The following is an 11,879-nucleotide window of genomic DNA, read 5'->3' as shown; positions in this document are numbered from 1 at the left end:
TCCCCCCCCCCCCCCCCCCCCCCGCCACCCCCCCCCCCCCCCCCCCCTCCCCGCCCCCCCCCCCCCCCCCCCCCCCCCCCCCCCCCCACCCGCGCTCGCACGTCGGCGGAACATGGGTGTCGCGTCGCCGCGCGGCGATGCGCGGTGTCTAGTATGTCGTGCATACTAGACGACCGGTCTATTTCAAGGAGCTTCCCGTGCGCACACCGACCTCCCACGAGTCCACGACGCCTGTCGACTTCTGGTTCGACCCCGTGTGCCCCTGGACGTGGCTCACCTCCCGCTGGATGCTGGAGGTCGCCAGGAGCCGGCCCGTGGAGGTGTCGTGGCACGTCATGAGCCTGTCGGTGCTCAACGAGAACAGGCTGGACGAGCTGCCCGAGCGCATCCGGGTCCTGATGGGCGAGGCGTGGGCGCCGGTGCGGGTCCTGACCGCCGCCGCTCAACTCCACGGCCCCGACACCCTGGAGCCGTTGTACACGGCCCTCGGGGAGCGCTACCACCTGCGGCAGCAGCCCAAGAACCGGGCCACGCTGGAAGATGCCCTGCGGGAGGCCGGACTGCCCGTGGATCTCGCCGACGCCGGCGACACCGACCGTTTCGACGAGGAGCTGCGGGCCTCTCACCACAGGGGGATCACCCTGGTCGGCCAGGACGTCGGCAGCCCGATCATCGCCGTCCCCGGTCAGGACGCGGGCGGCGACCCCGTCGCCTTCTTCGGCCCTGTGGTGAACCCCGCTCCGAAGGGCGAGGAGGCTGCCAGGCTGTGGGACGGCGTGCTCGCCGTCGCCTCCACGCCGGGTTTCTACGAGATCAAGCGCACACGCACCAGCCCGCCCGACTTCAGCTGAGCGAGCCACACGCGGCCCGGCCGGCCACGCTCAGTGCGCTGGTCCCGCAGCTCCGTGTCGGCGTTCCAGGCCCCGTCAACGCCTTTTTGTGGCTAGGGTGTTGAGAGAGATACGTGTCTTGCCGGGACCGCCGAACATCCGGCTCTCGGGTCATCCTGGAAGGAAACCGGACCTACGTGGACAACCTCGATGTGGGACGCAGACGCCTGCTGAAGATGTTCGGGCTGAGTGCCACGGCGACGACAGCGACCGTTCTCCAGGCCGATCCGGTGCTGGCCGCGACCCTGGGATACGACGAGAAGACCGGGGTCTCCCCGGCCGACTACAAGGCGCCCAAGGGCCTGGCACGGGACAGCGACGCCAAGCGGACGGCTCTCGGCTGGATCGGCGCCAACGAGGACGCCATCACCGAACTGAGCGACGACGTGTGGGAGTACGCCGAACTGTCCCTGCGCGAGTGGAAGTCGTCCCGGGCCACGGCCAAGCTGCTGGGGGACAACGGCTTCACCGTCACATGGGGCGCGGGCGGCTTCCCCACCGCATTCGTCGCCACCTACGGCACCGGCGGGCCCGTCATCGGCTTCAACGCCGAGTACGACGCCCTGCCCGGCCTGTCGCAGAAGAAGGGCGTGACCACCCACGACCCGCTGGTCTACCACTACGACGCCTACGGCCCCTCCTACGGCGCCGGCCACGGTGACGCCCACAACACCCTCGGCGCGGGCGGCACCGCCGCCGCCATCGCCGTCGCCCACGCGATCCGCGCCCACGGACTGAACGCCACGGTCAAGCTGTTCGGCAGCGCCGGCGAGGAGCAGCTCGTCGGCAAGGCGTACGCGGTGAAGGCCGGCGTGTACGACGGGCTGGACGCCTTCCTCGACTGGCACCCGTTCAACATCACGGTGCCCTTCTGGAACACCACCAGCGCCCTCATATCGGCGACGTTCACCTTCCTCGGCGCGTCCGGGCACGGCGGCACCCCGCTGGGCAACAAGAGCGGCCTGGACGGTGCCCTGCTGATGGCAACGATGTCGGAGTACCTCCGCGAGAAGAACGTCGCACCCTCCGGCCGTTTCCACTACGCGATCATCAACGGCGGCGGCGCGCCCAACGTGACGCCCGACATGTGCTCGATCTGGTTCTTCGTCCGCGAGGGCAGCCCGGCCCGCGCCCGGGTGCTCTACGACAAGATCGTGGACTGCGCCAAGGCCGCGGCCCAGGCCAGCCAGACCCGGCTCGTGCACAAGTTCCACTCGGCCACCTGGAACCTGTTGGCCAACAAGGCCGGCGCGGAGCTGCTGAACGACAACATGCGGCAGATCGGCGCGCCGAAGTTCACGGACGCCGACCACGCCCTCGCGAAAGCCCTCCAGAAGTCGCTCGGCCGTCCCGAGGTGGGCATGCCGACGGAGCTGACGCCCCTCGCTCCCCCGGCGGCCGCGTACACCGGCGGACTGGCCACGGACACCGCTGACATCAGCTGGCAGGCGCCCACCGCGGTGCTGCTGTCCGCGGCGTACCCGCCCGGGCTGCCGAACCACAACTGGGGCGTCACCGCCACGGCCGCCACCAACATCGGCCACCAGGCCCTGTTGTCCGCCGCCCGGTACCTGGCGGCCGGCGCCATCGACCTCATCGAGCAGCCGGACCTCCTCGATGCGATGAAGCAGGAGTTCCAGGACCGTACGGAAGGCATCGAGTGGGCGTCGATGGTGCCCGACGGCACACAGCCGCCGCTGTACGAGCCGCCCGCGGACTTCCTCAGGGCCACCGGGCAGACGTGGCCACCGAAGGGCGTGACCTGGCCGGTGCCCCAGGTCGTGGCCACGGAGCAGCTCGGCACCACGGGGCCGAACCTGCCTCCGGTGACCTGAAGCCGGCCGCAGGCCCCGCCGTGTCACCCGGTAGCCGCTACCCCTTGAGCCCCGACCGGGAGACACCCTCGATCACCCAGCGCTGGGCCACGACGTACAGCAGCAGGACAGGCACGCTGGCGATCACCGCTCCCGCCATCAGCAGGTCGTAGTGGATGTTGTTGGCGTTCTGGAAGTTGGCGAGTCCGGCGGGCAGGGTGAGCGAGTCGGGGCTGAGCAGCACGTACAGCGGCCACAGGAAGTCGTTCCAGTTGGCGAGGAAGGCGAGCATGCCGAGCGTGGTGAGCGCCGGCCTGGACAGGGGCAGGACCACCTTGACGAAGATCTGCCACCGGTTGCAGCCGTCGAGTTCGGCGGCCTCCTCCAGCTCGTCCGGCACGGTGAGGAAGAACTGGCGGAGGAAGAACACCCCGAACGCGCTCGCCGCGCCCGGGACGATCACCGCGGGCAGACTGTCCACCCAGGCCAGCTCGTTGACGATCAGGAAGTTCGGGATGAGCAGCACCATGGGGGGCACGAACAGCGTTGCGACGATCGACGTGAAGAACACCCGCCGGCCTGTGAACCGCATCCGCGCCAGCGCGTAGGCGGCGGGGGTGGCGGTGACGAGCACCAGGGCGGCGTGCGCCGAGGCGGCGAGGACGCTGTTGAGGAGCCATCGCCCGACCGGGCTGTCGGTGGCGCCGAGGACGTGCTGGTAGGCCTGCACCGTGGCGGGGGAGGGGATCCACTGCGGGTCCGTGGAGCCCGCGGCCTCTCCCGTCTTGAAGGAGGTGACCAGCATGTACAGGAGCGGACTCAGGTACAGCGCGGCCACGACGGCCAGCACCAGGTGGAGCAGGGACCGGCGCAGGCGCCGGGCGGCGCGGGGCGCCCTCTCGGGGGGCCGCCGCTCGTCGGGGAAGGCGCCGGTGGCGGTCGGCCGCTGTCGTGTCCTCGTACCGGTCATCGCCCCTCCTGGCGTTCGCGGAAGACCCGGAAGACCACGGCGCTCGCCGCCATGAGAGCCAGGGCCAGAATGAAGCTCATGGCGGAGGCCGACCCCATCTCGAAGCGTCGCAGGCCGGTCTCCGCGATGAGGAAGATGGCGGTCTTGGTCTCGTCCGCGGGCGCGCCCCCGGTGATGATGTACGACTGGCCGAACATGTTGGCCGAGGCCAGCAGCGTGGAGTTCACGACGAACAGCGCCACGGGCCGCAGGCCGGGAAGGGTGACGTACCGGAAGCGCTGCCAGGCGCCCGCCCCGTCGACCCTGGCGGATTCATAGAGTTCGGCGGGGATGTCCTGTAGGCCGGCGAGGTAGATGACGGAGTTGAATCCGAGCGTCCACCACACGGTGACCAGGACGAGGGCCCACCAGGCGGCCGGGGTGTCGGTGGTCCACTGGATGTCGTCCGGCAGGCCGATGACACCCAGATAGTGGTTGACCAGGCCGATGTTGCCGTCGAGCAGGAACCGCCACAGAAGACCGACGACGGCTACGCCGAGGACGTACGGCGCGAAGTAGACGGCCCGGTAGAGGTTGCGTCCGCGGAACTTCCCGTTCATCAGCAGGGCGGTGAACAGGGGCACGACGAGCAGCAACGGCGTCGACAGCAGGGTGAAGACGCCGGTCGCGCGCATGGCCTGCCAGAAGCGGGGGCCGTCCACGCCCTGCGGATCGAACAGCTCCCAGTAGTTGCCCAGCCCCACGAAGGGCTTGGCCGGCAGATTGATGTCCCACTCGTGCAGGCTGATCCACAGGCCGTAGCCGATGGGAACGAGCACGAAGGTGAGGAAGAGCACCAGGTACGGTGCCATGAAGACATAGGGGGTCCACCACTGGTAGGACCGTGAGCCGGTCCGGACCGCGGCGCGGTCCGGGACTCGCGGTTCACCCGTGGTGGACGGCGGTGTTGTCAGCCGTCGCACCGGGCCTGCCTCACTTCGCGTACTTCCGCTTGTTCTCGGCCAGGATCTTGTTGGCGGTCCGCACGCCGTCGGCCAGGGCGTCGGCCGGCGACTGCTGGCCGAGTACGGCCTTCTGGACGGCCAGTTCCAGTGCCTTGCTCTGCACGTCGCCGAGTCCGGGCAGCGCGGGCAGGAAGCGGAAGACGTCGACGTCCCGGGCGAGTGGCGTCTGCGGCAGCCGGGCCACCTCGGGGCGGGCGCGCACGCTGTTCCGGGCGGGGATCATGCCGGCCTGGGCCCACTCCGTGGACCGCTCGCTCATGTAGTCGATGAAGAACTTCGCGGCCTGCACCTTGTTCTTGTCCCGCCCGGCCTGGGACGTCAGCACGAAGTTGTGGCTGGCCGTCCACACGGCGGGCGACGAACCGATCGTGGGTATGGCCGAGAGGTCCCACTTGATCTTCCCGGCCGTCGACTTGAGGTCGTTGATCTGCCAGATGCCGTCCCAGGTGAAGCTGACCTTGTCGTTCTTGAAGGCGTTGTACTGGGAGTCCTGCGCGACCTGGGCGGGGCTGTAGCCCTCGCGGATCTGCTCCACCATCCAGCCCAGCGCCTGTTCACCGGCGTCCGAACCCCACAGCGCCTGCGTGCCCTCCGCGTTGTACAGCTCGCCGCCGAACTGCCACAGCAGGCTCATGAACATCAGGTGCGCGGGCCACTTGTTGGGCATCCAGAAGGGATGGGAGACGCCCGCGGACTTCAGCTCCTTCAGCGCGTCCTCGTAGCCCGCGCGGTCGCCCGGCGCCTCGCGCAGTCCCGCACGGGTCAGATGGCGCACGTTCCAGTAGTCGGCGAGGCAGTGCACGTCGAGCGGGACGCTGTAGCGCTTGCCCTCGAAGACGCCGGCCTGCCACACGGCGGGGATGAAGTCGGATTCGGTGAGCTTCAGGGCGGACACGACGTCGTCCAGCGGCATGAGCGTGCCGCGTACGGCGAAGGTGGCGATCTGGTCGTTGTGGATGACGGCGACGTCCGGGCCCTTGCCGGCGCTGATGGCGGTCGGCAGGGCGGGGTAGAGGTCCTCCCAGCGCCGGGTGGTGTTCTTGACGGTGATGCGCCCCTCGTACTTCTTGTTGAACGAGGCCAGCATCGCCTGCATGTGCGGACCGTCGCCGCCGGTGAAGCCGTTCCAGTACTCCAGCGTGACCTTGGGCCCCTTGTACTCGCCCCCGCTGAAGGTCGGCGCGTCGGCGGCGTCGCCCTGCCCGGCCCCCACCTTGGTGCCGCCGCCGCACGCGGTGAGGAGCCCGGCGGCCGTCACACCGGCGGCAGCGCCGAGGAACGTCCTGCGCGGGACCGGCGGGAGGGGGGAAGTAGTACTGCGCATGCTCTGCTCCTTCGGATGGGTTCTTCGTCGGCCGGGACAGCGATGCCGTACCGGGGCTCAGACATCGGTGAGGCGGATCATGGTCCAGCTCACGGGCGGCAGTTCGGTGCTGAGGCCGCGATCGTCGGTCTTGGTGCCCGCCACGGCCCTCGGCCGGACACGGTCGGGGGCGGCTTCGGTGTTCGTCGCCGTCGGATCCGGGTCGTGCAGGATCACATGCTCGGCGACCTGGTGCCGGGGAAAGGCGCGCAGATCGACGGACAGGGCCAGTTCCTCCCGGCGACTGCGGTTCACCGCGAGGAGGACCACCTCGCCGCTCTCCTCGTCATGCGTGGCGGTCGCCCACAGGGCGGGAACCGCACCGTACTTCGCCGTGTCCACGAGCGGGGACTCCGGCTCCACCCGCAGCACGGTCCCGCGGGCGTGGCGCGCGGTGCGGGCGAAGGGGTGGAAGATGGTCTGTCGCCAGGCGGGCCCCTGCGCCCGTGTCATGATCGGCGCGATGACGTTGGCGAGTTGGGCCTGACAGGCCGCCCCCACGCGGTCGGCGTGCCGGAGCAGGGTGATCAGGAGGCTGCCCACGACCACCGCGTCGGTCACGTCGTAGACGTCCTCGATCAGCTCGGGAGCCTCCCGCCACGGCAGGGAGGACTCACCGCCGAAGCGGCTCTGGTACCAGACGTTCCACTCGTCGAAGGACAGTTTGATCTTCTTGTCGCTGCGGACGCGTGCGCCGACGTGGTCGGCGGTGGCCGTGATCGCGGAGATCATGCGGTCCATCTCCTCGCCGCTGGCCAGGAAGGAGTCGAGGTCACCGTTCTCCGGCTGGTAGTAGGCGTGCAGGGAGATGTAGTCCACGAACTCATAGGTGTGTTCGAGCACCGTGGCCTCCCAGGAGGCGAAGGTGTCGATGTGGGCGTTGGAGCTGCCACAGGCGACCAGCTCCAGGCCGGGGTCGAACCGCTTCATGGCGCGGGCCGTCTCCGCCGCCACCCGTCCGTACTCGTGGGCCGTCTTGTGGCCCATCTGCCAGGGCCCGTCCAGTTCGTTGCCCAGGCACCACATGCGGACGCCGTGCGGTTCGGCCACGCCGTGGGAGCGGCGCAGGTCCGACAGCGCCGTACCCGCGGGGTAGTTGCTGTATTCGAGCAGGTCGAGGGCCTCGCGAACGCCACGGGTCCCCAGGTTGACCGCCATCATGGGTTCCACCCCGGCCTTGCCGGCCCAGGCCATGAACTCGTTGAGACCGAACGCGTTGCTCTCCAGGCTGCGCCAGGCCAGATCGAGTCGCCGGGGCCGCTCGGACACGGGACCGACCCCGTCCTCCCACCGGTAGTTGGAGACGAAGTTGCCGCCCGGGTAGCGCACGGTGGTGACGCCCAGTTCCCGCACCAGATCGAGGACATCGGTGCGGAATCCGTCCTCGTCCGCGGCAGGATGCCCGGGCTCGAAGACGCCGGTGTAGACGCATCTGCCCATGTGCTCCACGAAGGAGCCGAACAGTCTGCGGTCGACGGTGCCGGTCGTGAACGCCGGGTCAAGGGTGAGACGGGCTGTGGCCATACAGGGGGCTCCTCGGTTTCTGCCGGACGGCGGAGGCGGGCGCACAAAGGGACACGACACGAGCACGCCGTCTGTGAGGAGATACGATTACATCGTTGAAACAGCGTCGTAAAGTGCTCGGGTCGCACGGATTCGCACCGTGGCCACGTCCGCGTGCGGGAAACGGTTGCCGACGTGGGCCGGCCGTCTGCGAGGGTGGCCCTCGACGCGCCAGTGCAAGCGCCTACTCCGGGCGCAGTGGGAGGTGATCTGGTGGGAGCGAGTCTCAAGGACGTCGCGGCCCTGGCCGGAGTCTCGGTGAAGACCGTGTCGAACGTGGTGAACGGCTACACCTACGTCGCACCGCCGACGCGGGAGAAGGTCGAACGCGCGTTGACGGAACTGGACTACCGCCCGAACCTGTCCGCCCGCAACCTGCGTCAGGGCCGCACCGGTGTCATCGCCCTGGCCCTGCCGGAACTCGACGCACCGTACTTCGCGGAGCTGACGCGCTTCGTCATCGACGCGGCGTCCGAGCGCGGCTGGACCGTCATCATCGAGCAGACGGACGGTCAGCCGGAACGGGAACGCCAGGTCCTCGAAGGGATCCGCGCACAGCGCATCGACGGCCTGATCTTCAGCCCGATCGCGGTCGGGCGGGAGGAACTGGCCGACCGCGACGCCGGCACCGCGCTCGTCCTGCTGGGCGAGCGGGTCATCGACGGTCCCACCCACCACGTCGCCATCGACAACCAGCGTGCGGCGCGGGAGGTGACGGAGCACCTGTTGTCACTCGGCCACACCCGTGTCGCCGCCATCGGACGGCAGACGAACCCGAGCGCGAACACCGCCCGCCTCCGGCTCGCCGGCTACAAAGAAGCCCTGCACTCGGCCGGCCTGCCCTACGACGAGACACTCGCCCCGCCGACGGATTCCTACCACCGGTCCGACGGTGCCGAAGCGATGGCGCGGCTGCTCGCCCTGGACGAGCCGCCGCAGGCGGTCTTCTGCTTCAACGACCTGCTGGCCCTCGGGGCTCAGCGCACCGCACTCGCCCGTGGCCTGCGCGTACCGCAGGACGTGGCGGTCGCGGGGTTCGACGACATCGAGGACGGACGCTACAGCACCCCGACGCTCACCACCGTCTCCCCGGACAAGGAGCAGATCGCCCGGGTCGCGGTGGAGATGCTGCAACAGCAGATCCACGGTTCGCCGCGCGGCGCCACACGCCCCGGTCCACGGGAGGTGACCGCGGCGCACAGGCTCCTGGTACGGGAGAGCACGACCGGCTGAACGCGGTGGGACAGGGGGCCGTGCGGGCTGACGGCACCGGCCGCGCCGTTCGGCCCGCTCGCTGTGGCAGCGCCTGGTCGCGTGTCGCCCGCGGCGTCCCTGTCGCGCGGCGACGGGGAGAGACTGGAGACACGTGGCGCAGGGGCCGCTCCCCGGGTGCCTGCGTGCCCGGGCTCGTGTGTCCGCCGAGGCCCGGTCGCCGGGGAACGGGCCGGACCGCGGCGGCGGGGCGCCCTGCAAAGTTGGGCATGCTGCGACAACTCGGCCTCACCGGGGACGGATGACGACAGACGACCCGCGTCACACAGGACGCGGGTTCCACCGGTTCGGACGGTGACGGCAGGGGAGCGGCGAGGCACGTGACACCGTGGTCGTACGCGGCTGAGTGACCCTGCCTCCGTACGAGCGTGACTGTCCGGGTCGGTTCCACCGACACACCTCGCCCGCGCGCTGCGGGACGCGGTGGACGCCGTCCACAGCGCGACGGGACTCGGGTCGGCCGCAGGTGCGGCGGCCGTTGGCCCGCCGACGCCCTTGTCGGCGTGGCCGGGGCGCCGGTTCCGCGGTGGGTCGCCGGGAAGGGGGTGACACCTCGTCGGTCGGCTGCGGCGACCGTTCTCGACGGGGCGCGCGTTCCCCGAGTCGTCGGGGCGGCAGTCTGGGCCGCACGGGCTTGGGCGATCGCCGTGCGGGCTGTCGTCCCCGTCCCGTCGGCCTCCACCACCTCCGGATCGCCCTACGGCGCTTGCCTCTCCGGAGTTACGAGCATATGCTCCTAATCTAGGTGGGGGTTCCATCGCACTCAGTCGCAAAGAAGGAGGCAGACCTATGGCTGCCAGTCACCCCGTCCTCATCACAGGCGCGGGCGGCGTGGGCCGCAATGTCGTCGAGAGGCTGCGCGCACATGACGTACCCGTGCGTGTCATGGTCCGTCGGGACGACGACCGCGCCGCGCGGCTCCGTGCCCTCGGGGCGGAGGTCGTCCTGGGTGACCTCACGCGCCCCGAGACCGTCGCGACCGCCCTGGAGGGCGCCCGGAGCATGTACTTCGCCATGCCTGTCTCACCGGACCACCTCCTCGCGGCGACCGTCGTGGCGAGCGTCGCACGGGAGCACGGCACGTTGGAGGCCCTGGTCGACCTGTCGCAGATGACCGTGTCCCAGATGACCGCCACCAGCACAGCCGAGTCCCACCAGCAGCGGCTGCACTGGCTGGCGGAGCAGGTGTTCGACTGGTCGGGCCTGCCGGTGGTCCACATTCGCCCGACATCGTTTCTGGACAACCCGCTGTTCACCGCGCTTCCGGCACGGACGATCCGCGCGCGGGGCTCCATCGAGCTGCCCTTCGGCGCGGGGCGCACCTCGCCGGTCGCCGTGGACGACGTCGCCAGGGCGATCGCGACCGTGCTGCGCGAGCCCGCTGTGCACGTGGGGCACGTCTACGAACTGACCGGCCCGCGCACGGTCGACATGACGGAGATGGCCGAGGCCTTCTCGACGGCGCTGAGCCGGCCGGTCTCGTACGTGGACGTGCCGCTGGAACAGTGGCGCGAGGAGGTGCTGTCCACGATCGGCCTGCCGTCACACATCGAGCGGCACATCGTCACCATGTGCCGCCTGCACCAGGAGAACCGCTACGACCGGGCTTCGGACGACGTCGAGCGTCTGACCGGCACCCCCGCCCGGTCGATCGGGGAGTTCGTGGCGGCACGCAAGGACTTCTACCTGGGCTGACCTGCCCGCTCACCGCACCAGAATCGACCAGAGAAATGACCATGAAACTTGAGCTTCTTGTCTTGCCCGTCTCGGACGTCGAGCGGGCCAGGGCCTTCTACGAGAAGGCGGGATTCCGGCTCGACCTCGCCAAGGACGTCACCGACGACTACCGGGTCGTTCACCTCACGCCGCCCGGCTCCGAGGCCTCGATCATCTTCGGCGCGGGCCTCACCACGGCCGAGCCGGGTTCTGCCCAGGGTCTGTACCTCGTCGTCACGGACATCGAAGAGGCCCGCGCGGACCTCGTCGGCCGGGGGATCGAGGTGAGCGAGGTGTTCCACGACGGCAAGGGCCTCTTCTTCCACGGGCACGACGCCGGGGACGTCGTGCACGACGGTCAGGGCCAGGAGCGGATCGCAGGCCCACACCCGGAGCGGGCCAGCTACGGTTCCTACGCCACCTTCAGCGACCCGGACGGCAACGGCTGGGTGCTCCAGGAGATCACGCAGCGGTTTCCCGGTCGCTGACGACGTCACTCAGGGGCCTGCGGCTCGGGAGGCGCGGTCCCGCCTGGTTGCGCGGCGACCTCGCAGGTGAGAATTTCATCCACTGCCTATTCAATAGGTAGTGTGTAACCCTAATTGGAGGGTGCCCTCGTGGACGTCCGTCCGCAGCCCACCGCAGAGGGAAGGCAAGACCACATGGCGATGCACGCCTCCGACCTCGGTCACGCGCTTTTCAAGGTCCTGGAGACCGGTGACCCGGCGCTGGCCGCCGAAGTCGTCCACGAGGAGTTCCACAACCGCGAAGCCGCCGTGTCCCCTCCGGCGTGCCGGATCCCGGGTCCGGCAGGCGTGCTCGCCTCCAGCGCGTGGATGCGGTCCGCGTTCAGCGATCTCCGGCTGCCCGTCACCGACATCGTCACCAGTGACTCCCAGGCGTGGGTGCGGCTGCGCATGCGGGGCCGTCACACCGGTGCCTTCGTCCTCTTCAAGGACCAGGGGGTGGACCAGGTCGTACCTCCCACCGGACGGGAGATCGACTTCGAGCAGATCCACGTGCTGGACCTGCGTGACGGCAAGGTCGTCCGGCACGAAGCCGTGCGGGACGACCTCACGATGCTCGGTCAGCTGGGCGTCTTTCCCCCCGGACCGGCCGCCGGGATGCGCATGCTGTCCTGGCGGGTGACCGGCCGGGCCGCCCGAGCCGCCTCCGAGGTCATGGTGCGAGCGGCCCGGGCCGCCGAGGAGCTGCCGCACGACACCACGGTGTGAACGATGCGTCCCCTCCGCTCGGTGCACCGCACCGGCCGGAAGGGGCCGACAC

General features: G+C 69.9%; 10 protein-coding genes. 6 read left to right on the top strand and 4 right to left on the bottom strand.

What is annotated here, in order from left to right:
• Positions 1-197 precede the first annotated feature (197 nt).
• Together ACZ4WH_RS40420 and ACZ4WH_RS40415 are read left to right on the top strand one after the other, a co-directional pair.
• The gene (locus ACZ4WH_RS40420) at positions 198-851 is read left to right on the top strand and encodes a DsbA family oxidoreductase (protein ID WP_468190426.1); all 654 of its coding nucleotides are present in this window, start codon (positions 198-200) and stop codon (positions 849-851) included.
• A gap of 176 nt (positions 852-1,027) precedes the next feature.
• Positions 1,028-2,725 carry an amidohydrolase gene (locus ACZ4WH_RS40415; protein ID WP_468190424.1) on the top strand — a complete coding sequence of 566 codons (1,698 nt, stop codon included), beginning with the start codon at positions 1,028-1,030 and terminating at the stop codon, positions 2,723-2,725.
• Positions 2,726-2,762: 37 nt separating this feature from the next.
• On the opposite strand, the gene ACZ4WH_RS40410 is transcribed toward ACZ4WH_RS40415, so the two are convergent.
• The 4 genes from ACZ4WH_RS40410 to arfA all read right to left on the bottom strand — a co-directional run bounded on the left by ACZ4WH_RS40410 (position 2,763) and on the right by arfA (position 7,565).
• The gene (locus ACZ4WH_RS40410) at positions 2,763-3,674 is read right to left on the bottom strand and encodes a carbohydrate ABC transporter permease (protein WP_468190422.1); all 912 of its coding nucleotides are present in this window, start codon (positions 3,672-3,674) and stop codon (positions 2,763-2,765) included.
• Entirely contained in the window at positions 3,671-4,525 is an 855-nt protein-coding gene (locus tag ACZ4WH_RS40405; RefSeq protein ID WP_468190420.1) for a carbohydrate ABC transporter permease, read from the bottom strand. Before ACZ4WH_RS40405 ends, ACZ4WH_RS40410 begins: the two co-directional genes overlap by 4 nt.
• Before the next feature lie 121 nt (positions 4,526-4,646).
• Positions 4,647-6,002 carry an ABC transporter substrate-binding protein gene (locus tag ACZ4WH_RS40400; protein WP_468190418.1) on the bottom strand — a complete coding sequence of 452 codons (1,356 nt, stop codon included), beginning with the start codon at positions 6,000-6,002 and terminating at the stop codon, positions 4,647-4,649.
• Positions 6,003-6,059: 57 nt separating this feature from the next.
• Entirely contained in the window at positions 6,060-7,565 is a 1,506-nt protein-coding gene (gene arfA / locus ACZ4WH_RS40395) for an arabinosylfuranosidase ArfA (RefSeq protein WP_468190416.1), read from the bottom strand.
• Positions 7,566-7,817: 252 nt separating this feature from the next.
• Between arfA and ACZ4WH_RS40390 the strand changes: the two genes are divergently transcribed.
• The 4 genes from ACZ4WH_RS40390 (at position 7,818) to ACZ4WH_RS40375 (ending at position 11,827) form a co-directional block, all read left to right on the top strand.
• A complete protein-coding gene (locus tag ACZ4WH_RS40390; RefSeq protein WP_468190414.1) occupies positions 7,818-8,837 on the top strand; it encodes a LacI family DNA-binding transcriptional regulator in 1,020 nt (339 codons plus the stop codon).
• 828 nt (positions 8,838-9,665) lie between these two features.
• Positions 9,666-10,571 carry an NmrA family NAD(P)-binding protein gene (locus ACZ4WH_RS40385; protein ID WP_468190413.1) on the top strand — a complete coding sequence of 302 codons (906 nt, stop codon included), beginning with the start codon at positions 9,666-9,668 and terminating at the stop codon, positions 10,569-10,571.
• Positions 10,572-10,606: 35 nt separating this feature from the next.
• Positions 10,607-11,080 carry a VOC family protein gene (locus tag ACZ4WH_RS40380; RefSeq protein ID WP_468190411.1) on the top strand — a complete coding sequence of 158 codons (474 nt, stop codon included), beginning with the start codon at positions 10,607-10,609 and terminating at the stop codon, positions 11,078-11,080.
• Positions 11,081-11,254: 174 nt separating this feature from the next.
• Positions 11,255-11,827, top strand: a complete 573-nt coding sequence (locus ACZ4WH_RS40375) for an ester cyclase (RefSeq protein WP_468190409.1) — start codon at positions 11,255-11,257, stop codon at positions 11,825-11,827.
• The last annotated feature ends 52 nt before the right edge of the window (positions 11,828-11,879 follow it).

The organism is Streptomyces sp. NPDC029138, from assembly GCF_055564375.1.
The sequence above is the reverse complement of the archived record's forward strand: the minus strand, read 5'-3'. Positions and strand labels throughout refer to the sequence as shown.